This is a genomic window from Paenibacillus phytorum (genome assembly GCF_013141715.1).
Classification (GTDB): domain Bacteria; phylum Bacillota; class Bacilli; order Paenibacillales; family NBRC-103111; genus Paenibacillus_E; species Paenibacillus_E phytorum.
Genome location: NZ_WHOA01000241.1, coordinates 191307 through 217195, shown reverse-complemented (window position 1 = coordinate 217195; position 25889 = coordinate 191307). Strand labels below are relative to the sequence as shown.

25 protein-coding genes and 2 pseudogenes are annotated in these 25889 nt (G+C 43.7%); 11 read left to right on the top strand and 16 right to left on the bottom strand.

Annotated features, from left to right (window positions below):
* The 7 genes from GC098_RS34180 to GC098_RS34150 all read right to left on the bottom strand — a co-directional run bounded on the left by GC098_RS34180 (position 1) and on the right by GC098_RS34150 (position 6642).
* Positions 1-999, bottom strand: a complete 999-nt coding sequence (locus GC098_RS34180) for an N-acetylglucosamine kinase (protein ID WP_171648615.1) — start codon at positions 997-999, stop codon at positions 1-3.
* Positions 1000-1027: 28 nt separating this feature from the next.
* Positions 1028-2023: a LacI family DNA-binding transcriptional regulator gene (locus GC098_RS34175; RefSeq protein ID WP_171648613.1), complete on the bottom strand. Its 996-nt coding sequence runs from the start codon at positions 2021-2023 to the stop codon at positions 1028-1030.
* Positions 2024-2169: 146 nt separating this feature from the next.
* Entirely contained in the window at positions 2170-3522 is a 1353-nt protein-coding gene (locus GC098_RS34170) for an ABC transporter substrate-binding protein (RefSeq protein WP_171648611.1), read from the bottom strand.
* Between the two features lie 41 nt (positions 3523-3563).
* Positions 3564-4412, bottom strand: a complete 849-nt coding sequence (locus tag GC098_RS34165; RefSeq protein WP_171648609.1) for a carbohydrate ABC transporter permease — start codon at positions 4410-4412, stop codon at positions 3564-3566.
* Entirely contained in the window at positions 4412-5323 is a 912-nt protein-coding gene (locus tag GC098_RS34160) for a carbohydrate ABC transporter permease (protein ID WP_312880511.1), read from the bottom strand. Before GC098_RS34160 ends, GC098_RS34165 begins: the two co-directional genes overlap by 1 nt.
* A 268-nt stretch (positions 5324-5591) precedes the next feature.
* Entirely contained in the window at positions 5592-6188 is a 597-nt protein-coding gene (locus tag GC098_RS34155) for a YkzI domain-containing protein (protein WP_171648607.1), read from the bottom strand.
* A gap of 217 nt (positions 6189-6405) precedes the next feature.
* The gene (locus GC098_RS34150) at positions 6406-6642 is read right to left on the bottom strand and encodes a DUF6953 family protein (RefSeq protein ID WP_056833181.1); all 237 of its coding nucleotides are present in this window, start codon (positions 6640-6642) and stop codon (positions 6406-6408) included.
* Positions 6643-6767: 125 nt separating this feature from the next.
* Here GC098_RS34150 and GC098_RS34145 point away from each other — a divergent pair.
* Positions 6768-6836, top strand: a pseudogene (locus GC098_RS34145) (YjcZ family sporulation protein); the annotation flags it as partial.
* A 55-nt stretch (positions 6837-6891) separates the two neighbouring features.
* On the opposite strand, the gene GC098_RS34140 reads toward GC098_RS34145, so the two are convergent.
* The 3 genes from GC098_RS34140 to GC098_RS34130 are packed head-to-tail and all read right to left on the bottom strand — an operon-like array spanning position 6892 to position 10174.
* Entirely contained in the window at positions 6892-8046 is a 1155-nt protein-coding gene (locus tag GC098_RS34140; RefSeq protein ID WP_171648605.1) for an ABC transporter permease, read from the bottom strand.
* On the bottom strand, positions 8039-9226 hold the full coding sequence (locus tag GC098_RS34135; RefSeq protein WP_171648603.1) for an ABC transporter permease: 1188 nt from the start codon (positions 9224-9226) through the stop codon (positions 8039-8041). Before GC098_RS34135 ends, GC098_RS34140 begins: the two co-directional genes overlap by 8 nt.
* 12 nt (positions 9227-9238) lie before the next feature.
* The gene (locus tag GC098_RS34130) at positions 9239-10174 is read right to left on the bottom strand and encodes an ABC transporter ATP-binding protein (protein ID WP_171648601.1); all 936 of its coding nucleotides are present in this window, start codon (positions 10172-10174) and stop codon (positions 9239-9241) included.
* A gap of 201 nt (positions 10175-10375) precedes the next feature.
* Here GC098_RS34130 and GC098_RS34125 point away from each other — a divergent pair, with 201 nt between their 5' ends.
* Together GC098_RS34125 and GC098_RS34120 are read left to right on the top strand one after the other, a co-directional pair.
* Positions 10376-11512 carry a sensor histidine kinase gene (locus tag GC098_RS34125; protein WP_171648599.1) on the top strand — a complete coding sequence of 379 codons (1137 nt, stop codon included), beginning with the start codon at positions 10376-10378 and terminating at the stop codon, positions 11510-11512.
* Positions 11513-11530: 18 nt separating this feature from the next.
* Complete coding sequence (locus GC098_RS34120; protein WP_171648597.1) at positions 11531-12193, top strand: response regulator transcription factor; 663 nt, start codon at positions 11531-11533, stop codon at positions 12191-12193.
* Here GC098_RS34120 and GC098_RS34115 read toward each other — a convergent pair whose 3' ends face one another.
* Positions 12194-13039 (bottom strand): stalk domain-containing protein, encoded by an 846-nt coding sequence (locus GC098_RS34115; protein WP_171648595.1) that lies wholly within the window; start codon positions 13037-13039, stop codon positions 12194-12196.
* Between the two features lie 192 nt (positions 13040-13231).
* Between GC098_RS34115 and GC098_RS34110 the strand changes: the two genes are divergently transcribed.
* The 5 genes from GC098_RS34110 to GC098_RS34090 all read left to right on the top strand — a co-directional run bounded on the left by GC098_RS34110 (position 13232) and on the right by GC098_RS34090 (position 17767).
* On the top strand, positions 13232-13864 hold the full coding sequence (locus GC098_RS34110) for a YktB family protein (RefSeq protein ID WP_171648594.1): 633 nt from the start codon (positions 13232-13234) through the stop codon (positions 13862-13864).
* Between the two features lie 134 nt (positions 13865-13998).
* Positions 13999-14676: a hypothetical protein gene (locus GC098_RS34105; RefSeq protein ID WP_171648592.1), complete on the top strand. Its 678-nt coding sequence runs from the start codon at positions 13999-14001 to the stop codon at positions 14674-14676.
* Positions 14677-15277: 601 nt separating this feature from the next.
* Positions 15278-16006, top strand: a complete 729-nt coding sequence (locus GC098_RS34100; RefSeq protein WP_171648590.1) for an ABC transporter ATP-binding protein — start codon at positions 15278-15280, stop codon at positions 16004-16006.
* A complete protein-coding gene (locus tag GC098_RS34095) occupies positions 16003-17049 on the top strand; it encodes an ABC transporter permease (RefSeq protein WP_171648588.1) in 1047 nt (348 codons plus the stop codon). The genes GC098_RS34100 and GC098_RS34095 overlap by 4 nt, the downstream gene beginning before the upstream one ends.
* Before the next feature lie 115 nt (positions 17050-17164).
* Positions 17165-17767 (top strand): TetR/AcrR family transcriptional regulator, encoded by a 603-nt coding sequence (locus GC098_RS34090; RefSeq protein WP_246359139.1) that lies wholly within the window; start codon positions 17165-17167, stop codon positions 17765-17767.
* Between the two features lie 76 nt (positions 17768-17843).
* Here GC098_RS34090 and GC098_RS34085 read toward each other — a convergent pair.
* Positions 17844-19022, bottom strand: a pseudogene (locus tag GC098_RS34085) (MFS transporter); the annotation flags it as partial.
* 28 nt (positions 19023-19050) lie between these two features.
* Entirely contained in the window at positions 19051-20313 is a 1263-nt protein-coding gene (locus GC098_RS34080) for an MFS transporter (protein WP_171648583.1), read from the bottom strand.
* A gap of 171 nt (positions 20314-20484) precedes the next feature.
* Between GC098_RS34080 and GC098_RS34075 the strand changes: the two genes are divergently transcribed.
* Both GC098_RS34075 and GC098_RS34070 read left to right on the top strand, forming a co-directional pair.
* Positions 20485-21954, top strand: a complete 1470-nt coding sequence (locus GC098_RS34075; RefSeq protein WP_171648581.1) for an aminotransferase class I/II-fold pyridoxal phosphate-dependent enzyme — start codon at positions 20485-20487, stop codon at positions 21952-21954.
* A gap of 87 nt (positions 21955-22041) precedes the next feature.
* Positions 22042-22461, top strand: a complete 420-nt coding sequence (locus GC098_RS34070; protein ID WP_171648579.1) for a DUF1885 family protein — start codon at positions 22042-22044, stop codon at positions 22459-22461.
* 61 nt (positions 22462-22522) lie between these two features.
* On the opposite strand, the gene GC098_RS34065 is transcribed toward GC098_RS34070, so the two are convergent.
* The 3 genes from GC098_RS34065 to GC098_RS34055 form a co-directional block, all read right to left on the bottom strand.
* Positions 22523-22834 (bottom strand): DUF1292 domain-containing protein, encoded by a 312-nt coding sequence (locus tag GC098_RS34065; RefSeq protein ID WP_047672482.1) that lies wholly within the window; start codon positions 22832-22834, stop codon positions 22523-22525.
* A gap of 91 nt (positions 22835-22925) precedes the next feature.
* Positions 22926-23543, bottom strand: a complete 618-nt coding sequence (locus tag GC098_RS34060; protein WP_171648577.1) for a stalk domain-containing protein — start codon at positions 23541-23543, stop codon at positions 22926-22928.
* An 80-nt stretch (positions 23544-23623) separates the two neighbouring features.
* Positions 23624-24517, bottom strand: coding sequence for an alpha/beta hydrolase (locus GC098_RS34055; protein WP_171648575.1), 894 nt, complete (start codon positions 24515-24517; stop codon positions 23624-23626).
* Between the two features lie 179 nt (positions 24518-24696).
* Here GC098_RS34055 and GC098_RS34050 point away from each other — a divergent pair, with 179 nt between their 5' ends.
* Positions 24697-25449: an MBL fold metallo-hydrolase gene (locus GC098_RS34050; RefSeq protein WP_171648573.1), complete on the top strand. Its 753-nt coding sequence runs from the start codon at positions 24697-24699 to the stop codon at positions 25447-25449.
* The last annotated feature ends 440 nt before the right edge of the window (positions 25450-25889 follow it).

Sequence of the window (25889 nt, the reverse complement as noted above, 5' to 3'; positions counted from 1 at the left end):
TCACATCCTAGTCTTATCTAATAATTGTATGGTTTGATAATCGGAAACGGTCCGGAGCTTCTCGTACACATCTATGGTAACGGGGTTACCTGCGGCTTCCATCGCCATCCAAACAGCGCCAACCACAGGTTCAACGTTCAATTTCACAATTGTGGCATTGGAGGCGACTTCCCTGACTGCCTTTTCAATATAAGAATGAATAAATGGCCCGTCACCTCTTGCTATGACACTGCCCGCAAGCACAACTTGAAAAGTCTCTTGCTCCATCTTTAAACGTTTAATTACAGCTGCAGCTGACTTGCCAAGCTCTTCCCCTTGCACCCTGAGAATGCGGCAAGCGACCTCATCACCCTGCTCTGCGGCTTCGAACAATAGCTTGGTCGTATGGAGCGGCACGGATTTGTTGTTATCCAGAAAATCATCAAACATATCCTGCACCGAATTATAGCCAAGAAACTTGATTAGCAGCTCAGTCAGCATAGTGGGTAGTTCCCTTCCATCCCATGACCGAATAACAGAACGAAAAGCCTCGACAGCAAGAGTACCTCCTCCGCCAAAATCACCAAACTGATAGGTGAAGCCTCCGCATTGAAAAAACTCACCCTGCCTGTTCTTGCCGGCACTGTTCGTTCCACTTCCGCAGATTAGAACAACGCCAAAAGGCTGTGACGTACCAGCACGCAAAGCAATCATGGTATCACAATCAATCCCATAATTCGTGAATCCCAGTCCGCCAATTAGCGGGCGAAGTATCGTATAATCAATCGGTCGATCTGCGCCAGCAAGGCCGAAAAATGCGTATTCAATGTCGCTGTGTGTAAGCCCCGCCTGCTGTAGCGCCATTGCTACCGAGCTTGTGATATTTCTGAGTGCTTGTTCTACACCAAGTTGATGATTGCCATTACCGCTGTGCCCCTTACCGATGAGATGTCCATGTTCATCTGTTACGAGCGTGTAGGTTTTACTCCCGCCAGCATCTACACCCAAATAATATTTCATGCTTTCAACTCCTGTATATCCATCATGTCTAGTTAATTTTTCTTATAGTGGATTCTCGAATGATTAATTCCGGGTCCAATTGCACCGTTACGTTACGCTTGGCTGTACCATCAATCCATTTGAGCAAAATATCGACGCCTTGTTGCCCCATTTTGTCAGCTGGTTGACGAACGGTAGTAAGCATCGGGCGGAATTCCGCCGAGAAAATCTGATCGTCAAAGCCAACAATTGACATATCACGCGGTATTTTGTAGCCCTCATTTTTGAGCGCATCCATCACACCAAAAGCCGTCAGATCATCTGCCGCAAATACCGCACTCGGAAGTTTTCCCGACTGAATCCAGCGACTTGCCGCTTGATAGCCGGAGGTGATACTGAAGTTACCTTTTTCAATCCAAGAAGGATCCAAACCTGCCTCCTGCATCGCACTGACGAAACCGCGCCGCCGCTCGCTGCTGCTTAAGTAAGGTTCAAGCCCGGAAATATGGGCAATCTCCGTGTGGCCTAGGTCAATTAAATGTTTCGTGGCTTCGTAGCCACCTTTATAATTATCAATGATTACTGAGGATATGGATGGGTGAATATGCTGATTATCCAGCATAACGAAAGGAATCTTCTTCTTTTTCAATTCCATGACATAATCATCCTCATGAACCGGCGAGAGCATAATAACACCGTCCACACGGTCCTCTTGGAACATGGAATTATCGAAAGATGCGAACACGTCTGTTGATATCGAAAGCGCTAAGAAGTAACCTTTTTCAGCAAGCCGATCGTTAATCTCTTTGACTACTGCATCCAAGAAAGAATCATTTAAAGTGGTAATGCCGAGTCCAATGATACCCGTCTTCCCACGAGCCAAGCTTCGTGCAGCTGCATTCGGATGGTAATCTAACTCTTTCATCGCTTGCAGTACTTTTTGGCGATTTTTTTCACGTACAGTGCCTGCTTGATTAATGACTCGCGAAACGGTGACAACCGACAAACCGCTTCTCTTAGCGACGTCAAAGATGCTTACTTTCATATAAAACAACTCCTGTAGCTCTATAATTGCAGTAATCAAGTCGATTTACAGCATGTTTCCAAAGTACCACAATTAGCGTTTCAAATATACAGGAGGAATGCAAATGCAATACGGCTCGCAGCATTCCCCCAGCTTGGGATCACCAGCTATTTATTCACACGTTCCAACAACTTGGTTAATTTATCTTGAATGCCAGGTAAAGCTTCTTCAACTTTCTTGTCGCCATTTTCAACGCTAGCCAGCTCGTTTATGAATAGCTCATTAATCTGCGAGTAGTTCGAAATCATATGGTTGTAAGATTCGAAGCCATTTTTGTACGCACCCTCAACCACTTGCTTAATTTGTTTGGGGTCGATGCCTTCGAAGTTCGCATAGTACTTCTCAGCAGCCTTTTGGTTGACAGGCGGATTGCCGCCGCTGAGTTCAATGGATTTTTCCTGCACATCAGTCGTAATTAAGTATTTGATCCATTCGTATGCTTCTTTCGGGTGCTTGGAATCCTTCAGAATGAACAGAGGATCGACATACAGAACACTACGCACCTTCTCGTTAGGACCTTGCGGCACTGCAGCAACACCGACCTTGAAACTAAATTCACTAGATGCCGCTAAGCTCCAAGAGCCGACTACAGACATACCGATTTTACCTGAAAGGAACGGATCACCGAATTGCCCGGATACCGACTTAGAAAACGCCGGCGTCGGAGACACCTTTTTATCCCAAATCAACCCATAAATCTTCTTGTAAGCCTCAATGACTTCAGGTTTGTTTAAATTGATGGCGGAAGGCTTTCCACCGTTCTTCCAAGTATCGTCGGAGTAGACGTTGGCTCCAAAATATTGCGGTTTCTGATCACGCTCGCCCCAACCGAAATCCAAACCATATTGGGCCTTGTTCATATCCTTCGAATCCACTGTCAATTTGGCTGCATACTCCACCATTTTGTCATACGTCCAGCTCTTATCGTTGTAATCCGTTGGCGGATAGGCCAGCCCGGCTTTGTCAAATAAGTCTTTGTTATAGAGCATGACGGTGACATAGCTATTAAGTGGAATGCCATATGATTTACCGTCAACTTTGTAAATGTTCATCACGTCATCTGGAATGTTATATTCGGAAGCTTTGAATCCATCTGCCTGCATAATCGAGCTGAGGTCAGCGAGCATTCCTTTGTTGTAATACTCCATAAATCCGCCATAGCCCCAGTGAGACGTGACGTCAGGTGAATTATTCGCAGCGATGGAGGATTGAAGCTTGGAATCAAATTGCTCGTAAGGCGTCTTCGTCACTTTGACCTTAATGTTCGGATGCTTCTTCTCAAAGTCTGGAATCAATTTCTCCACAAAAGTACGATCCGGCGAGTCGATTGTGTAATGCGTGATGGTGACTTGCTCATTGCTCTTCACATTACTGTTTGCATCTGAACAAGCGGCCAGCACCGATACACTTGCTAACGTAAGACTTAATGCGTAGATAGTTTTTCTTTTTCCCAGTTTCATCCTTTTTCCTCCCCATGTTAACCATTTATCATACTGAAGTATTACTTAATACCAGTAAGCACAATACCTTCTACAAATCGTTTCTGAGCAAACGTAAATAGTGTGATAATCGGTAACATGGACAAAATGGAAGCTGCCATCAGCAAATTCCACGGCGCAATACGGAACTTGGAAGAAAGCATAGCAGCCATGCCGATAGGAAGCGTGAAATGCTCTTGCGAATCCAAGTATAGGACAGGAGCTAACAGATCATTCCATGACCAAATGAAGGTGAAAATAGATACAGTTGCTAATACAGGACCAGAGAGTGGTAACGTCAAGTTCCAGAACAAACGAAACTCGCTGCACCCGTCAATTCTTCCTGCGTCGAACAATTCGTTCGGCAACGAATAAAAGAACTGCCTAAGCAGAAATATCATATACGCAGAGCCAAAAAATGCAGGTAATATGAGCGGCAGCAAGGAATCATGCAGGCCCAATTGACGAAATAACAGAAATTGCGGAATCATAATGGCCGGATATGGCAGCATCATTGTGCTCAGTAAGAGCATGAAGAATAATGATTTCAACCGAGTGTTATACCTCGAAAAACCAAATGCAACAAGACTGGATGATATCGCAGTCCCAATTACCGACAAGCCTGCAACTATGAAGCTATTCATATACTGCTGACCAAATTTCAAATCCTGATTCGTAAAAAGCGTCTTGAAATTGCCAAATGCAAATGTTTTCGGGATCCAAGTTGGAGGAAAGGTCAACATCTCTTTGGTTGTCTTGAGCGATGTCGAAACCATGAACCATAAAGGAGAGAGCATAATAAACGTCACGGCAATCAAAATCAAAAATCCAATAATTCGCATGGGATCAAACATGACTTTCGTTGTATTCATTAATTCGTCCCTCCTTCATAGTGCACGAAACGTTTCGAACTTTTCATAATGAGGAAGGTGACAAACATAACAGCAATGAGCAGCAGCCACGACATCGCGGAGGCATATCCATAGCGGAAGTTTTTGAAGGCATTCACATAAATGTTATACACATAAAACCATGTGGAATAATTAGGGCCGCCTTGCGTCATCGTGTAGGCTTGCGTGAATACTTGGAAGGAATCGATCATGCCAATAATCAGTTGAAATAAGAATACGGGAGAAATAATGGGAAACGTTACATTCCAAAATGATCTCCACCGTCCAGCCCCATCTAGCCTTGCCGCTTCTAACAAGCTGGTCGGAACACCTTGCAAACCGGCTAGGAAAATGAGCATTCCCGCTCCCATCCCCCAAAAAGACATGATAATTAACGCCCACATCGCATACTTTTGATCGAGAAGCCAGTGAATCGGCTCTATCCCGAAAAAGGATAACCCATAATTGAATAATCCGGCCTGCGGGTTAAACACCCAGAAAAACAACAACGACATGGAAACACCCGAAATCATGCTTGGAAAATACATCGCCGTCCGAAAAAAGCCACGGAAGGGTACTTTTTGATTAATGAGCAGAGCGAATACTAAGGAGAGCAATAACGTCAGCGGGACACTAAAAAACGTATATTGCAGCGTGACTTTAACCGAATTCCAGAACTGCTCGTCTTTGAAAAGTTCTGAATAATTCTTCAAGCCCACGAACACCGGATCATGAATGATATCGTAGTCGGTGAAGCTGTAATAGAGTGATGCCCCAATCGGAAATAAAGCAAATACAATGAAGCCGATGATCCAGGGTGAAACGAACAGGTAGAAATGCTTGCTTTCTCGACGACTTCCTCTGCTTGTGCCCAGCGAAACCGCTCCTTCCACTGTTTTCTTTGTAGTGAATTCTCAGCACTTAAAGTTTAACCGCTTTAACTTTTAGAGTTTACTTCCCCCTTTATTTCAGAAAATAAATAGATTTAAGGCTAGTTCAATAAAGTGATCCCCTTCAAAAGTTAAAGTGCTTTAACTTTAATAAATTGATTATATACGATGACGTTCGGGTTAACAAGCGTAATTTTACAATAAATTTAAAGAGAGACCATATCTATAGTTAGATACAGACTCTCCCTCTATTTGATTCCAATATTCATTTTCACATCTCCAATAAGAGCATTTCTTGTCTCATTTCGATCAGCTTGGTTTTACTCTCCATGACCGCTTTGACATCACCTGAAGCCATCGCATCATGCAGGGTAGCTAGTTCATAATCCAGCTCCATACGCAAAATAGGAATTCGATCGTCGGTTCGTTTGGATCGTAGCGCTTGCATGACTTCCTCTACGGTCACGGCAGGCTCCTTCTGATACAGCACTTTATGTTCGATACCGCTAATCTCAACCATTCGAATAATTTCACCGAACATAATATTCTCAATGAGAATTTGCCGATCCTTGAATCTTTTTACTACAGCATGACCACGTGTATCACCAATCAGCTTCTCCATCATTTCGGCTAGCTTCTCATCTTTGAAGGAATAATTGCCTACGATTTTATACTTTTCACCGATTCGTTCGAATTTCAGCTTAATTAGCTTGCGTCCTGTGCGAATAGAAATGATGAACTGCAGCTCACTTTCGTTCCAATACAGAGAATAACCTTCTTGAATGAGTGCTTTAATGAAGTTCCGGATTAGCCGGCGATCAAATCGTAACTCTAGGTTGCAATACTCCACTTCATGACTCTTACTCACGGCAATCCCCTCCATAATTGGCGCTAATGATTTTATTTAAATATTCAGACAACTTATCTGCTTACTCTTATCTTATTATGAATTCTATGTTTTAGCAACTTGGATTATTGACATTTTTTTAAGGAAAAACGTACAAAAAAAGCTGATGCCTTGTATCCTAACGGCTTCAGCCCTAAACTGGAAGAAAACAGCCTCTGCCTATGCAGTACCTATGCGTTTAATGCCATCCCCAGAAAAATCCATCGCGCTCCCAAGCGGCTTTACCACCATGAAGTTTTTTAAAGATTTTCTTCACATCTTTGGAAATCGCTTGATTCCCATTTTCGTTCACATATATGAAGGATTCCCCAAAATGTTGAATTATATAGTCCACCGCTTCTTTCTGATGTAAAATACCCGCGGATTTCAACTGCTCCATCATCCATTCCGCAACTTCATTCGCCGTAACGGCCATTTGCATTCTCTCCCTTTATTCGTATGTTTCTGTGGCCTGTGCACAGGCGAGTGACGCTATTGTACCATTGTAACACAATCTTTTCGAAATCATCGTCCGAATAGGTACAGGAGCACAATGGTTATAGATCTTCCGCAGCCGTTTTGGTTCTTTTCATTTTGTTGGTAATTATTTCTAGCGCTTTCTTTATCTAATACATTTAAAAACGAAAGGGCTAATCTGCAGAAGCAGGTAGCCCTTTTACTTCAGTTAACTAACCTCAGCATCTCCCGGTCTAAGAATGACTGAACCGACACCCAAAAGAATCAGTCCAAACAAGGTGAGTACGCCCATGTGCATCCACATCTGGGATAGAGTCTGACCAGAAGCCATTCGCTGAATGGCCTCAATCACCCACTTTTGCGGTACGAAATTCGCAATCTTCTGCATCCAATCCGGCATCAGGCTGATCGGCCAGAAGCATCCGCCCAGCATACAAGTTGGGGTAACAACGAGAGAATTAATCATGCCCATATTCGACGCATTTTTAACCATACTAGCTACCGCGCTGGCAATTCCCATGCTGGCTAATAAGAAAAACTCCAACAAAATAAACTGCGATACAAACGGAAGTCCATAATCATAATTCGTTACATAACGCGTAAATAAAAGAATGACTAGCACCTGCAGCGTCCCAACCAAGAAACTGCCTATGAAGTTCCCAAGTACAATTTCGAAAGAATGAATGGGTGCCGAATACGTTCTAGCCATGGTGCGTTGTCTTCGATCATCCATAATCACGGAAACGGTATTATTGATTAACCCCATCATAAACATCAGCATGAAACCAATTACTGTGTGCATATTCGGATTAACATACAAATTAAGATCAGTGACTTGTGCCTTCACCTGATGCTTCTCCATCTGAGAAATTGTCTTCTCCACTGCTTCACGAAGCGCTGCATCTTGGAGCCCTTGTTGGCTATGCAGTTCAATCGTTCCTTGATATCTAGATAGAATACTATCCAGATTGATTTTAAGCGTAATCGAAGCCTCATTGATGTTTAGTTGATACATATCTATTGGCGCAGATGCGCCTTTCATCAATGTCTCGCTGAATCCTTCAGGAATGAGAAAGGCACTGCTCACTTTTTGCTTCGTGATGACTTCTTTTAGCGCTGTTTCAGAAACTTCTTCTTTGAGCCGATAATCTGGCAGCATCGAAAGCTCTTGCAAGAGATGGGAACCCATCGCTCCCCGATCCAAATTGATATAAGCAATATCAACACCGTGCTCACTCTGTTGACCAAGTACACCAATAATTAGCGAAACCGCTGCTGCTGGAATGACTAAATACATCAGAAAGCCTTTTTTCTGAAAAAGTGTACGACGCAGCATATTGAGCGCTATAAATAAGCTATTCATGATATCCCGCCTTCCGATAGACAATCAGGGTAAGAAGCAACAATCCCCCGCTAATACACGCTAAGATTGATATATGATGCCCTATAATTGAAGCATCACTTCCGAGCATAATGCGAAACATACTCTGCATGGCCCAGTGATTGAGCGTAAACTCACCCATCCGCTGCAGAAGACCTTCTGGAAGAGGTGTGAAGCCTCCACTTAGGAAAGTCATGACAAGTATGATCATTTGAAACGTCGTGCTGATTGCTTTAGACGATTTCGCTGCCAGCATAATCAATATCGCTAGACTCATCGAAGCGACGATAATCAATAAGCAAACCAGGAAGAGGTGGAAGAAGTCATTTCCCCAATCGACACCATAAAACAGAATGGTTGCACCAATAACGAGCCCTGCCTGGACGATCGAACTGAAGATACTTCCTATGATTTTACCCAATAAAATTTGATATTCATGAATGGGCATCGCATTTAATCGGGATAACGTGTGCCTTTCTTTCTCTCCTTGCAAACCCAATGCCGCCCCCATGCCCGAGTATAACAAAAACATGACTAGCATAGACGCTGTGTAATACTGCATGGCCGTATAGTTGGAATTAGAAGAAGTAAGCTTGCCTAGCCGTACATGCGAAGAAGCCTCCGATATCGGTTTAAATGAACCGTCACTATCTTGTTTCTGCAATAGCTCCGCAGCCCCGGGACCTGCTGAAACAATCGCCGATTGCATGTAATTAACTTGATCCAAAAAGGAGCGAAGCGTCATCTTAGCGGTCAAATTCTGCCCATAATCCTGACCTAGTATCATCTCCCACTCTGCTTCTTTTCCTTCAAGCACGCAGCTGCTAAAATCACTTGGAATAATGAGTGCAAAATCCGAATCCCCTGACTTGAGCCGTTTTACTGCTTCATCACGTGATTGAATGTTCATAGGCTGTATGATCTTCATTATCTCCGGTGTACTGAGAAAGCTTTTAAACCCTGCGCTTAAGACCCCTGAATCAGACTGCACCACATCTACCTTAACGGGCTTCAGTGTACGATCTTCCATTTTAAAAGCGCCTGATAGCGCCGAACCCAAAATGAAGATAAGTAAAAGCGGCATCAAAAACTGAATAATGAGTACATACCGCATGCGCATAAAACGCAATATTTCATACTTAGCAATGATCCAAATCGGCATGTTGACCTCCTCCTAATCCCGTAAGGTTCTTCCGGTCAAAGACAGAAATAATGCCTCAAGATCAGGCTCCACCTGCGTGAGCGATTGAATTTTCACTTCGTGTTTGGAAAGGATGAACAGGATATCCTGCAAATAGGCTTGCGAAGAACCAACCAGCAGCTCAAGTGTCTGTTCTTGAATAGTGACTTGCTTAATCCGCGGATGATCCCTTAATTCTTTGACAGCTTCTTCCTTCAGGTTAGCTGCTTGAATGATAATTTTATTGTCCTGCTCAACTTTACCGCGCAATTCTTCATGGGTTCCACAAGCAATGAGATGCCCATGATCCATGATGCCGACCCGTGTGGATATAGCGGACACTTCCTCCATGTAGTGTGAGGTATAAATGATCGTTGAGCCCATACGGTTCAGCGTCCTAACTGATTCCAGAATGTGGTTTCGGGACTGAGGATCGATGCCAACGGTAGGTTCATCCATAATAATCAGCTTTGGACGATGCATAATTGCACACGCAATATTCAATCTTCGCTTCATCCCGCCGGAAAAGGAACTTGGTCTATCACGAGCGCGATCCAATAATCCTACAAATTCCAGCGCTTCCTCCAGTCTTTCTTTCAGCAGCTTACCTCTTAATCCATATAATTTTGCAAAAAAAGTGACATTTTCTCTTGCTGTTAGGTTTTCGAAGATTGCGAGCTCTTGTGGAACAAGACCAATTCTCCGTTTCACTTCAATCGTATCTTTCGCAACCGAGAGCCCATCAACAAACATTTCGCCTTGATCAATTTTGAGCAGGCCGCTCAGCATTTTGATCGTTGTGCTTTTCCCGGCCCCATTCGGTCCTAACAATCCGAAAATTTCACCTTCATGAATCGATAAATTCAAATGATCGACAGAAATTTGATTGCTATACTTTTTGACAACATTTTTTATTTGAACAAAGCTCACAAGATCCTCTCCCTTTTCCGTTTCCCCTTTTTCCAACAGGTGTTATTACAATCATTGTATCTCCAAGGAATCCCGTTAACAGGTAGAATAAGTCATTATTCAAAGGTGACAAAAGTCATTATCTGTCTATTAGACGTGTTATCCCACTTGGTTTGTATGGTATACTTTGCTAATACTTGCCCTGCAAAGGAAGGAAATCGATTGACACAATTACGCTCGTTAACCCGTTATTTACTCATTCTCATTCCAGCGATTGCCTCAATGTATCTCGAAAGCTATTCATCTAATGGCATGTATGTTTTCCTCATTCTCTTATTCATTTGGATCGCAGAACTACGCAGAACGATATTCTCGAGATCAGCATGGATGCTTTTACTCGAAATCGGATTCAGTGGATGGATGTGTTATCACTATAACGGCATTTTGTTCATCACCTTTTACTCCACACTCTTATCCTATGTAACCACCGTAAATAGTCATATTCGTTACTATTTCTTGAGTATTCACTTGATTCTATTGAACATATCCTTACATAGTCAGCCAAGCAGCTACTACCTTATTGCCAATCTCATCTTCTTGTCTCTGACAATGCTCCTGCTGCAGATGCTCCAGACTGAGCAAAACAAAGAGGATGTTGAGCTGCTCTACGATAGGCTTCGGAGGCAGCATTACGAGCTGGACGAAGCTCGCGTTCAGTTAATGGATTACGCCCGAAAAGTCGAAAACATCGCACAAACGGACGAACGCAATCGGATTTCCCGAGATATTCATGATGAATTGGGACATAAGCTGATCCGGCTTAAAATGATGATGGAAGCATCCTTGCAGATCCTTCCAACTCAACAGAAGAAAGGCGTAGACATGTTAATGTCGGTTCGTGACCAGTTAACAGAAAGCATGGAACTGCTGCGCTCAACCGTACGTAGACTGAAACCAGATGAAGAAACGTTGCAAACTTACTCGCTGGGGAAGCTCATTGAAGGACTGACAGCAGATAAAGGAATAGCTATTGAGGTTGAGATGCAGGGTATGCCCTACGTGCTGTATCCGAGTCTAGAATTTATTCTATACCGTAATGCACAAGAAGCCATCACGAATGCCATTCGACACGGGTCCGCAAACCAAGTTCTAATTCAGTTAACGTATGAATCCAAACAGATTACAATGAGTATTTCAAATAACGGAAAACTGCCTAATGAGCGCAGTGTGAACGGTCTAGGAATGTCAGGCATGGAAGAACGAAGCAAGCTCATTGGCGGTCAGCTTACTGTGTCGATCGAGGATCGATTTACAGTGACGACTGTCTTGCCCACTTTTCGCCAAATTGAATCTACCTAAGAAAGGGTTGAACACAGCATGATTCATGTGCTTATTACAGACGATGATCCATTCATCCGTGAAAGCTTACAATTAATCATTGGACTTGACGAAAATATTGAGGTCGTTGGCACGTGTACGCACGGAGACGAAGCTCTTGCTTTTATCCAGAACGGCGTCCAGGTTGACGTTGTCCTTATGGATATTCGGATGCCAATCTGTGACGGTGTACAGGGTACATTGAAGATTAAGCAAGCTTATCCGGATATTGCGGTGCTTATTCTGACCACATTCGACGATGATGAATTTATCGTTCAGGCCTTACGAAACGGAGCCAGCGGTTATCTGCTCAAAAATATTTCGCCGGATCGGATTATTCAGGGAATCAAGACGGTAGAACAAGGCAATCTACTTATTCATGCGGATATTGCCAAGAAACTGACGACTTTTATCAGCGCTAGTTCATCTCCAAACGTACCTGCACCCAAACCACTTAGTGGATATGGATTAACAGCCAGCGAACAAGCAGTCGTAGCGAAAATTGCCGAAGGTCTATCTAATAAAGAAATCGCCCAGGAGCTATTCCTGAGCGAAGGTACCGTTAAGAATTATATTACGGAAATTCTCAGCAAGCTGAACCTCCGAGATCGCACGCAAATTGCTATTTTCTATTTAAAAAAGCAATCAGGCACCGGTAGTTAATTATTTAACTCTCGTCACCTGGATATCCTCTTTGGAGGAGCTTCCAACCACATAATCAGGCTTATTATTATTGCCATTTATTTGCGTTAGTTTAAGAGTTGTACGATAGAAATGCCCATTTTCCGTAAGTAAGTAGCTGTATGTATTCTCTTCAGGCAGCGCATCAATGATAATCGGATTCGTCATGTAAGGTACTTTATTGATCTCATAGTATCGGAAACCTTCCACGTATTCTCTGATTGTCTTGAGCTTGATTGGATCCTGCTCCCCTGTAATGACGATGGGTTCATTTATGAGATAGGAAATTTGCGGCGTTTCTTTCCAACTCTTTTTCAATTCTTCTTCACTCACATAGATATCCTCGGAATACTTTTCCTTCGCTTTCCGCAATCCGCCCGTAGAGACACCCATTCGGTCCAAATCTTTCAATCGGTAATACGTCTGATCTGTCATATTAACAAGAACCGGATAAGTCCCCCCTAAATAATCCAAGTACTGTGGATAAGGGTATTGCAGCACAATTTCTGTATAATTCGTTTCGTTGCCTTCCGCAGGCTGCTGGGGATTAACACGGGAATTCAGATAGATTGTTTTCGTGCTATCCTTCCAATTGACAACCGCTCCTAGGTAAGTTCCTAGCTCCTTCACAGGCAAATAACTGGAATTATTATAAATTAAAGGCGGATTCGCCAGCTTCACTTCTTTCCCGTTCACGACGACTTTAAAATCATTTCTTAGGTAAGCATCAACGCGTTGCAGGACATCCTGTGCATAAACACCTGCTGTGAAACAAGTTCCCATTAAAGTGCCAAGTACCGCAATTTTGGACCATTTTGACATACGCATAAGTATAAATTCTCCTGTCTTCCTAATAGATAGTTACCACATATTTCGGCATGGTTCCACTTTTTTCCTGCTTTTCTGCCATAAAATCGGTCCAATGGCCTACTTCCTTTCTACGAAACTCCTAATTATTGCGGGAATACACGAATTGCTTTAGAATAATTGAAAACGTAATTGAAAAGAGGAATTAAACAGATGAGTTTCACTGGATTTGCACAGCATGATTTCGATACCTTTGCTATAGAAGGTCTTGATGGACGTATGGAAGCCATTCGAGAACGCATTCAGCCTAAATTTAAAGCATTAGGTGATTCTTTGGCCCAGGATTTGTCCGTCCTTTCCGGTACAGAAATGTTCCTACATATCGCTAAACATTTAAGACGCAAAGTGAATCCTCCCGTTGATACTTGGTTGGCGATTTGTCCAAACAAACGAGGGTATAAACAGGTACCTCACTTCCAAGTCGGTCTATTTGATGATCGTGTCTTTATCTGGTTGGCACTTATTTATGAACTCCCGAATAAAAGTAACATTGCAACTACCTACATGAAAGAAATCGACCGTTTGCAAAAGGAAATTCCATCCGATTTCGTCCTTTCCTTCGACCATATGAAAAAAGACGTTACCTCCCTTTCGGATTTAGACCGCAGCGGCTGGAACGACGCATTAATTCGTTTCCGCGATGTCAAAAAAGCAGAGCTGCTTATCGGCCGCAACCTCAGTTTCAAAGATCCAGTGCTAGGGAAACCGGCTGAACTTGAGCTGCTTATTAAACAAACATTTGAGAAGCTAATCCCCCTTTACCAGATGGCTGTGAACGCAAAGTAAATCAGAATTATGGAAATTTTTATGTGGGACTAAGGTTCCTTTAAACTAAAATTAACTCCTCCTGCACAGACTAAGCGCTGTAGTCCTAATCCAACAGGAAAGGAGGGAATCCAACAAGTATGAACCCTACGTATATGAAAAAACTAATGGTGAGCTCAATTGCTTTCACAATCGCTCTTGGCTGCAGTGCTCTTCCCTCTATAACGGCTGCCGCTCAATCTCCTTCTGAGGATCAGGAGCAAACGATTCGTTTGCAACAGACAGATGAGAAGGACCAAGGCGGTCATCGCCGAAAATGGCCAATTGTCGATGAGTCTGCTACTGTTATCGGCGTTGACAAAGAAGTGCTCGTCAAAGCGCTGAAGAACGGCAAAAGCATCGTAGAAGCAGCCGCAGACAAAGGCATCAGTGAAGCCGACTTGACGGCCAAACTGCAGCAGCTTCGAACAGGCAAAATTGAAGCGGCCGTCAAAGATGGCAAGCTGACAGCAGATCAAGGCGAACACATGAAGATGAAGCTCAGTGAGCATTTGAAGTTCATCCTCAACGAGAAAAACTTGTTAGATGGTCATGATGGCCGTGGGAAGTGGCATAAGTTTGGACTGAAGCCGGATACAGAGAAGCTCGCTAAGACTCTCGGTCTGAGCACGGACGAGCTTCACGCCCAGCTCCGCTCTGGCAAATCACTGGCTGAGATTGCCCAGTCTAAGGGCATTTCGAAGGACAAGCTTGTAGCGTCCATTAAGGACCAGTTAACCCCATCTATTGAGAAATGGGTTGACCGTAAGAAAGACGCGAAAGCCAAAAACTGATAGTTGAAAGTGATAGTAAAAAGGCATTCCACTGGGATGCCTTTTTACTATTTGGGGTAAGGCGACGAAGCTTAGGAATGAATCCATATTCTCGATTGAATGATGTTGTAAAAAGTACAACAATTTCTGCCAATTTCCCGCCTCTCACCTTGCGTTGTTACATAATGTACAACAATTGGGAGCTAATCAGGCTATTTTGGAATAAATGGGCTTGAAATGTTGTACGAACTGCAACTTCAAGTTGCAAAATAGCTTTTAGGCGTGTGAATTGTTGTAGAAATTACAACATTGGTAACCATTTTAGCCCATAACCCATCACAAAGCTGCTGAACGACACTAATTCAAATTTTGGAGTCTCGTGGGCATAGCTTGCTTTGTATCAACCTTTATAAACACTCTCATTTAAGGGCGGCGCAAGGCGTTTATTTTATTGTTTCTTGAGTTGTAGTGCAACGTCTGGGTTTGTGATCCCCTTTTTTATATCCATATAATAAATTCATAAAATGAGTGATTACTCACTTCACAATGATCATAAGATAGCGTATGATGAGTGCATCAACAATAATGAGTGATTACTCACTTCTGAAAGAGGTGCAAGACTATGACAACGGACATATCTATTCAATTGCATGGTGTCAGCAAGCAATTTGACGAAAAGGTTGTTCTGAATGGCATTACTCTGGCTGTACCGAAGGCCCATATTTTCGGATTGCTCGGCCCTTCCGGATCAGGGAAAACAACGCTTGTACGTATGATTGCTGGCATTGATGTTCCCACTTCTGGTACCGTTCATGTGCTCGGGCAGCAGATGCCCCAGTTAGCTATGCTATCGAAAATCGGTTACATGGCGCAATCGGATGCCCTTTATGCAGAACTAACCGCTCAGGAGAATTTGGAGTTTTTCGCTTCTTTGTATGGGTTAACGGGTACAAAGCGCAAGCAGCGCATCCATGACGTCATGGAGCTAGTTGATCTAGGATCCCATTTGAAAAAGCAGATTTCCAATTATTCTGGAGGAATGAAGCGCCGCTTATCGCTAGCTATCTCTTTGCTCCATGAGCCTGACATTCTAATTCTCGATGAGCCTACGGTGGGAATTGACCCCGTCTTAAGGAAATCAATTTGGCAAGAGTTGACGAATCTCAGCCAGCAGGGTACTACGATTCTCGTCACCACCCACGTGATGGATGAAGCTGACAAATGTCATCAGCTTGGGATGATCCGTGACGGTATACTCACTGCAGTAGGAACACCGGATGAGTTGAAACAAGCTACTTCCTCCGCAACGATTGAAGAAGCATTCCTTTATTATGGAGGGGTCAAGCAATGAGAATTCGCGCGATTGTGATCCGTATTTTACGCCAGTTCTTTCACGATAAACGAACATTAATGATGATGCTTGTAGCTCCAATGTTAATTCTTTTTATGATGTCATTGGTGTTTAACGGCAACACTTATGTCCCTAAACTAGGCACTGTTAATGTCCCCGCTCCACTCATTCAAAAACTGCAGGATCTAAATGCTGAAGTAGTGGCCTACACGGCAGATGAAGCCCAAACTGAGTTAGACGCTGTGCATTTAGATGCCATCATTGCAATGAATGGGGCAGCACCGCAAGTGACCTTGGAAGGAAGTGACCCCAGTAAAAATAGAGCCGTGCTGTTCTTGCTGCAAAAAGCATTACAAAGCGTCGTTCCAGCGAACTCCAACGTTAACTCCAGCTCTAATTTTCAAGCGCCAAACATCACCTATTTGCATGGCTCTACCGATATGGCGGCTTTTGACAATTTCGGTCCTGTTCTCATAGGCTTTTTCGTCTTTTTCTTCGTCTTCCTGCTCTCTGGCGTTTCCTTCTTGAGAGAACGAACCGGCGGAACCTTAGAGCGACTGTTGGCTACACCACTTCGTCGGTGGGAAATTGTTGTCGGCTATATTCTAGGCTTCGGTATATTTACAACACTCCAAGCAACGCTCATTGCATGGTTCGCCACTAGCGTACTGGGACTAATGCTGGTCGGCTCTTTCTGGTATGTTTTGCTGATCACGGTCCTGCTCGCGCTGGCTGCCCTATCACTAGGAACGCTGATTTCTGCTTTCGCAAACAATGAATTCCAGATGATTCAGTTCATTCCGCTTATTATCGTACCCCAGGTGTTTTTCTCAGGCTTATTCAGCCTCGATACGATGTCGGTATACCTTCGCTGGATTGGTGTCATCATGCCACTTAAATACGGAGCAGATGCCCTACGGAATATTATGATCCGCGGTGCAGGTTGGGATCGCATTTGGTTGGACGTTCTCGTGTTAGCAGCATTCACGATATGCTTCATGATCTTAAACATAGTGGCACTCAGAAAGCACCGTAAGATATAATGTTAGGATGTCTTATGTTGCAAGACCAGTTTTGCTAAATGAAGAGGTGAACACATTGTCCCAAGTCGAACCATGGTTAACTGAGCTTCTGCGTCTAAATGACGAGGAAGAAAAGATGACCGATAAACAGATAAAGATTGTTCAAGCGGCCGTAGAGATTTTCTCTGAGAAAGGGTTTGCAGGCTCCTCGACCAGTGAAATTGCCCAAAAAGCTGGCGTTGCAGAAGGTACCATTTTCCGTCACTATAAAACGAAAAAAGAACTGCTGCTCTCGATCGTTGCCCCCATTATGACTAAGCTCATTGCACCGTTTGCAGTGAAAGATTTTACCAAAGTGTTGGAAGCTGATTATCCTGATGTTGAACAATTCTTACGCGCCATCACGGTGAACCGATTAGAATTCGCCCGTAAAAATTTTCCGGTTATCAAAATTTTCATGCATGAAATCCCTTTCCATACGGAACTGCGTGAACAGTTTAAGGAAACCGTTGCCGTATTAGTGCTGGAAAAAGCTTATAAAGCCATACGTCATTTTCAGGCTGAGGGTCAAATAATCGAACTTCCCGAAGCTACGAGCATGCGTCTGATTGCCTCTACAATTATTGGCTTCTTGATTACTCGATTTTTGTTTGCACCGGATTCGGAATGGGATGAATCCCAAGAAATCGAGTACACGATCAACTTCATCATGCACGGCTTATCGCCTCGCAAGCCATAGCTTGCCGCTAAACAGAAAAAAGCTGCACACCAGTCTCCCCCCATTCGGGAAGCTAGTGTACAGCTTTTTTTATCTGTCAGGCGGTTTGCTGCTGCGCCTGCGTCTGACGATCTATAAGTACGAAGCGCTGCAGCAGCAGGATCGCTGCTAAGCAGAGCACGCCGCCGATAATGAACGGCAGCGAATGCGCGATTGCGAATACCGCTCCGCCGAGGAGCGGACCCGCAATGCGGCCCAGACTGTCCATAGAGGAGCTGAGTCCCGTCGCAACGCCCTGACCTACTTTCGTGCGCTGTGTAATCAGCGATGTCACACACGGGCGTATGAGGGCGTTACCTGCGCCGAAGACCGATAAGTAAATCGCAGCGGTAACCACGCTGCTCGAGTACAGCAGCAGGAAGAACCCTGCAGCTGATAGCAATAGCCCGATGCCGATCACACGCTGCTCGGCTCCCTGTTTCACCAAGCGGCGAACAACGCCGCCTTGGATTAAGGCGCCAACAATACCGCTAGCTAAGAACATCATGCCAATATCGAATGGCGTAGCGCCAATCTTGTCCATTTGGTAATACTGAAGCGTCGCTTCCAACCCTGCCAATGTGAAAGATACGAAGAATGATAACACATAGAGGTACTTCGATGCCCCAGCGAAAGCAGTCCATCTAGATGGTGCTTTCTCCTTCACGGAGGTGCGTTTGTCTACGGACAGCGATTCTTTCAGTATAGAAAATGCAAAAACAAAGGAAGCTAGTGCGAGTCCAGAAGCTACAAAGAATGGAAGGTAAGTCCCCCAGCGGCTTAAAATCCCGCCGATTGCTGGACCAAAGATAAAGCCTAATCCAATCGACATCCCTACCATACCCATGCCTTTTGTCCGATTCTCTGCGGTTGTAATATCAGCTACATACGCCACAGCACACGCCGTTGCTGCTCCTGAGAATAATCCGCCTAGAATGCGGGATACGTACATGATCCACAGATTACCGTCGGCGAATCCAAATATCAAAAAGCTAACACTAAACCCAAGCAGTCCAATTAAGATAATCGGTCTGCGTCCGATGCGATCCGATAGTCCTCCCCAAATAGGGGACATGAGAAAAGAGGCTGCGGAATAGACCGACAATAGCAGCGCGTTATGATATTCAGCGCCTACACCTTTAACAATTTCCGGCATTACAGGAATGATGATCCCGAAACCTACGAATATAGTCATCAATAACAGCATGATGATTCCGATCTGTTTATTCATGATGCTTCTATTCCTCCAAACGAATCATTTTCCCCTATCGTACCATACCTTTTTTGGGGATGGAAATGAACATTTGAAGAACAAGCAGCAGTACCAGGACTAGGCCACTCATCAAGAATGGTGCATGATAGCCATACACATCCCAAAGCTTACCAGAAACGATCGGCCCAATGATCATCCCCAGTCCTTCTATCGTTAGGAAGAAGCCCCAAACTGCGCCTCGTTTTTCCGGTGGAATGGCTGATGCAATGAGCGCATTCCAAGAAGGAATAATGAAGGCATAGCCCGCCCCAAGCACGGCAACCAATGCATAAAGCAGCATCATTGACTTCGCGAAGGTAAACAGCAGAAGTGCAGAAGCGCTTAGCATAAAACCTGCAATCAAAAATGGACGAATACCTAGACGATCAACCAATTTCCCCATCGGAACTAAGAAAATGACAGTAACAGCTCCGCCCGCAATTAGAAACATGCTGTATTGAAAAGATGTAAGCATCAATACCTCTTTGGCATAGAGTGTGAGAATGGGTGTCAGAATACCAAGAGCGAACGTTTGCAGGAACATCGCGGGGAATAACAGCGGGCTAACAGACATAGAGCGCCGTACTTCACTTAGATATGTTTTTATCCGCTCCAAGAGTGGTGGTGCAGCAGCTAGGTTAGAAACCAGGGCTTTCTCCGCCCTGCTCTCTCCATCCGTTTTTACCACGCCATTCTTTCTTGGAAGCATGAGCGCAACAATAACGACAACCGTCATACAGCCGATCAATAATCGAAATCCGGTGCCGTAGTTATTTTCTCCAACGAAAAAGTTAATCGCTACCGGTCCCAGTCCAACGCCCGAGAGCCAAGCCATATAGACAACGCTCATGATCGTGGCTTTACCCTCATCGCCGGCCACTTCCGTCGTTCCAGTGATCACACAAGGCCATAATGGCGCCGTACCAAAGCCAAGAACCGCACATCCTACGATCATCCAGATATATTGAGATGTCGTTGCAATTAGAATCACTGAAACAAAAGTCAGGAGCACACCAGTAAGCATGGTTGTTCGGTAGCCCAACTTGTCAATAATCCAGCCAACAGGTGTACGAAGCACATTATCACCAATATATTGAGCAGCTAGCGTCCAGCCGATAATAAATGCGGAAGCACCTAATGTCGTTTTCATATATACGGGTAAAATCGTTAAAAGTAAGGCTCCCTTCACAAATTCGACGACAAACATAATAATTAACAATTCGATCACAAATGGAGAAAACAAGCGATTATTCCGCCATTTTTGCATCCAAACCATAAGATTTCTCCTTATTTTGGCGTATTTTTACAAGTTGCTGTTAGTTTTACCTGAACTAGCACAAACTATTTTCAAAAAATTAGCTTGCATGAAATCTCTATTTTGATATACTCATTTTGTTTGTTGCAATGTTCGACAAGCAATCCACTATAGAAGGGAAGCGATAATCAGGTGGATCATACCCGTACCCCCCTGTTCACTGCACTGCTCACACATGCTGAGAAAAATCCAATTCAATTCCATATTCCAGGCCATAAAAAAGGAGTCGGCATGGACCCGGAGTTTCGTTCCTTTATTGGGGACAACGCGCTGTCTATCGACCTCATCAATATAGCACCGCTGGATGACCTACATCAACCAATGGGCGTGATTGAAGAAGCTCAGAAACTTGCTGCAGACGCCTATGGAGCGGATCACACGTTCTTCTCCGTTCAAGGGACAAGCGGCGCCATTATGACCATGATTATGACCGTCTGCTCGGAAGGCGATAAAATTATCGTTCCGCGGAATGTACATAAATCCGTCTTGGCCGCGATTATTTTCGTAGGCGCTAAGCCCGTGTTCATCCAACCTGCTCGTGATAAGAACTTAGGTATTGATCACGGAATTCCGACACGTTCTGTTCGCCGCGCACTCGAAAAGCATCCGGATGCCAAAGCTGTTCTAGTTATCAATCCGACCTACTATGGCGTATGTACTAATCTTAAAGAGATTGTTGACCTTGTTCACAGCTATAACATGCCTGTCCTTGTGGATGAAGCACATGGCGTGCTCATTCATTTCCATGATAAATTGCCGATGTCTGCGATGGAAGCCGGAGCCGATATGGCCGCGACCAGCGTGCATAAGCTAGGTGGTTCCATGACACAAAGTTCAGTTCTTAACGTGAAAGGGAATCGTGTTAATCCAAAGCGAATCCAGACCATTATTTCGATGCTTACAACAACTTCAACTTCTTATATATTGTTAGCCTCATTAGATACTGCCCGCAGACATTTGGCGTTAAATGGCTATGCAATGGCCGAGCGCACGATAGAACTTGCTCAGTATACAAGAAAACAGATCAACGAAATCAGCAACCTCTACTGCTTCGGGGAAGAGATTTTGGGTGAAGAGGCGACTTACAACTATGATCCGACGAAAATATGCGTACACGTGCGCAAGCTTGGCATCACTGGCTTTGAAGTCGAGAACTGGCTGCGCGATCATTACAATATTGAAGTCGAAATGAGCGACATGTACAACATCCTGTGTCTAATAACGCCGGGTGATACCCAAGAGAACGTTGACACCCTATTGGATGCCTTACGCGAGCTCTCTCATATGAATGATGACGTTGTTGAGGTTAAGGAAGTCGTAATCAAAGTTCCTGCAATTCCGCAATTAACCTTGACACCACGGGATGCCTTCTATGGCGAAACCGAAATACTTCCATTCAAAGACGCTGCGGACCGCATCATTGCCGAATTCATTTACGTGTACCCACCTGGCATTCCCATTTTGCTTCCAGGTGAAGTGATTACCCAAGAGCTTATTGATTACATTGTGGAGCATGTAGAAGTTGGGTTGCCTGTTAAAGGACCTGAGGACCGCAGTGTTCAAAATGTGAAGGTAATCGTAGAAACACAAGCGATTTTCTAGTATCCGCCTTGAGCGGTGTATATATTGTAAAACCGTTTACATGATGCTATGATGTTGGTGATGTTTAGCGAATGAGGTGAACAAGGAATGGCTCAAAGCGCTTATATTAAATTCGTAACAGGATCCACAGTTGCCGCACTCACCTTAGATGAACTAAAGGAAAGGCTGCTGCATTACCGTGAACAGCTCAGTCAGACAGCCAAGCAGCTTGGCTGGGAGTATGACGAGGCCGGATTCCCTTATACCATTGAGACGAAGCCGGAAGGCGAAGGCAAATGGTTCTACCTGAAAGGTATCAATCCTTTATACAAATATATTGTGATTGGTGTTGGGAATGAGCAGATCCAAGAGAAAGAGCAGCATTATGTGCAAGTCGTGTTGCCCGACGACGCCACGCATGGCGACAAAAGCAAGGGCAATGAATTCTGCAAATACCTTAGTAAACTGCTGAAAGCTGAACTTCATCTATTCAACGGCAGAATCATGTATTTCAATCCTAGAAAATGAATGTATGCAAACAGAAACCCCCTAACAGATTATTCTGCTAGGGGGTTCTTATGTATAGCTCTTATTCTTCGCCTTCTTGAGCTACGATCTCATTGTAAATAGTCACTACACGTTCCCACTCTTCTTCATCTTCAATGTTGACAAGGAAGGCATCGTCGTCCTCTTCTTCAACACGGAAAATAACACCGTCAGCTTCAGGATCGTTGCGATCGAGCAAAACAGCATAAGCCTGCTCTTGAGATTGGAAGGTGTATACCATCACCATCTCATGCTCTTCACCGTTCTCGTCCGTTACGATAAAAACATCTTCCCCTTGCTCGTGATCGTGGTCACAGTCCGGGCCGTGTACATGATCATGCTTATCATCGCTCACAGGCAGAACCTCATTTCGTCGAATAATTAGTTACGTAATTATCCTAACATTTTCATAATAAGAGGTCAAACCACTTTCTATTTTGCTTTTCCTATTCGGATTGAATCTGCTTCTCTGATACAACTGAATAGTCGTTAGAACCATCTTGCTTCATAGCAAATTTAACGACGTATGTACCAGCCTCATTAAAGGAAACGCCATACAAAGGTACTTTCAGCCAAAACGATTCTTTCGATTCTGAGATTGATTTCACAACTGGTGTAATCACGCTCTTCCCGCTTGGTGATACAACAGAAACCCGTACAGAATTAATACTTGTCTTCAAATTATCGACTTGAGCAAAAACGATAAAGTCTGCTTCTTTGCCGCGCTCTACAACACCAAAAGGAACGATGGCGGAGTCTTTACGCACCTCAGTCGTAAAGAACATGTGCACATTGGGTTTGTATAAGTAGGCAGTCTTGTTCGAGTTATCCCATTTCACCAATGCTTGAAGCGCATCACTTACTGCGCGCAGCGGCAGAACGGTTTTACCTTCAACAATAAGAGGCGGAACATCTGCATCCCCGAATTCCACTGTCTCTTCATTAACGATTAATCGGGCAATATTATTACCTTTAAAGTCCCCCCATATCGATGAAGCCACCACTGCAGCCGTACTTAGAACAAAAAACATCAGCATCAACGCTAATATCCGTTGAACTTTCATTCGCGTAACCTCCAGCTCTTGTTAGTAATCTTTGTGTCTGCATCTTTATACTCCGATGATTAAGAAGAGTTGCGATGATTTTATAATTTTGATAAAAAAGCTAGAACACGTTGTGTATAGTCCTCCGGCTGCATGTGATAGGAGCCGACATGCCCCGCTTTTTGTGTGACCCAAAGTTCAAATGCGTCCGGATGGCGGCTCCACATTCCTTCACTGTTAGACCAAGGAATAGCCTCATCATCTCGACTATGAATAAAAAGAATCGGCCTAGGATAAATGTGATCTACCGCGGCAAGCGCATCAACGCGATGTGGGTTGATACCAATTAATCTAGGTAAAATAAGTAGAATTAAAGGTGTAAAAGGAAACCGCGGAAGATTAGACCATACAGGCAAATTGTCCCTCAAGTAAGGACTGAGCTGACTAAAGGCGCTATCTGTTATGACCCCTAACACAACCCTCTCTTCGGCTGCTGCTAAGATGGATGTACTACCGCCCATTGAAAAGCCGATCAAGCAGATTTTACTTGGTTCGCGCTCCTGAACCCAGTCGATAGCACCGAGTACATCTTGCTTTTCCAAAAAACCTACCGTAGTTATTTTTCCCTCCGATTTCCCCGAGTTCCGAAAATCAAACATAAGCACATGATAGCCTGCTTCGACAATGGATTTAGCCAAGGCCAGCGCCGGAAGCCCTTTTTCCAGACGTGTTCCTGCATAACCATGAGACATAATAACGGTCATTGGATTAGCATCAGTTGGTGCATAAGGAGACTTCAAAAACCATCCATCTAATCGAACATCTCTAGATCGGCTTGGGAAACTAATATTCTCCATGTGCAAACCATAGTCGTCTGGTGAGGCATCAACCGGCTTACGTTGAGGATGTGTGAGCTGCCAGCCTACATAGACCGATATACCTATTAGAGCTAGACAGAGAAGAACAAACAAAATACTACTAATCATCCAAATCATAAAGTAATCAACACCTTTTAATTAGATAAAATATAGGGTTTACCCGCCTTAATTTATTCATTTGTGTATAGTATTGACTCTATTCATTCAAAAGTGTCTGCACATAATGGTTGAAATTCCGCAACCTCCCATGCTACATTAGAAAAAGATGGTTTTTGTCGAACAATGGAGGCTGCTGAATGAGTTTGAAAATTCAAATGTTGGGAACCGGCAGTGCGTTTGCCAAAACATTTTACAATACAAGCGCATTAATCCGTTCAAATGAAATGAACATCCTAATCGACTGCGGGGCAACAACGCCAAGATCGCTTCATGAGATCGGTGTACAGCCTGACCAAATTGATGGTATCATCATTTCGCACATTCATGCCGATCATGTGGGCGGAATAGAAGAAATCGCCTTTCGATTGTTATACCAATATAAGAATAAGAAAACCAAACTTTTCCTAACAGAATCGCTAGCAGGGGTCCTTTGGGAAAACACGCTAAAAGGCGGCATGTATAATCCCGCAGACGGTTTCAGCAGACTTGAGGATTATTTCGAAGTCATCCTTATCGAAGAAAATGTACCTACTAGCATCCAACCTGGTCTAACCATTGAATTTATATCCACACTTCATATACCTCATAAGCTTAACTACTCACTTTTTATCAATGGCCGAACGTTCTATAGTGCTGATACCCAATTTAATGAGGAACTTCTCGTTCAAGAAATTGTTAACAAGAGAAACTGTCATACCATTTTACACGATTGTCAACTAAGCGGGAACGGTTTTATTCATGCTACATTGGAAGAATTGCTTACCTTGCCTGACTATGTACAGGAACGAATCTATCTGATGCATTATGACGATGATATGATGAATTTTGTTGGAAAAACAGGCAGCATGACTTTCATCCATCAACATGAAGTGATTGAAATTCCGGAATAATTATATTTTACGATCAAAACCTAGGGATGAATGGTCCTCAAGGTTTTTTTTTTGAGAAGAAGCGTGATACTTTTCAATTTTGTTTACTATTGTTAGAAGGGATTTAGTTCATAGACAGAGAACATGTCACAATGATGTGAGAAACCTCTATGGAGGCCATTCAAAGTGAGCGACCGCGTTTAGTTACATTCAGGAGATGATATGGTGGTTATCAATTGGATTTTTTATGTCTATGCACTTGTTTTTTGTCTATACACAACTATTTTGCATACTGCACTTAACATACCCTTACTTTTAGTAGGATTGGTCCTTTACATCATCAGTCTTAGACTTCAAATGCAGTATGCAGCAATCCCTTGGCTTCGCCTACTTTTCATTGGATTTTTACATTACATCGGACATTCAAATCTTTGTCTTCCTTTGTACATCCTAACACTTTC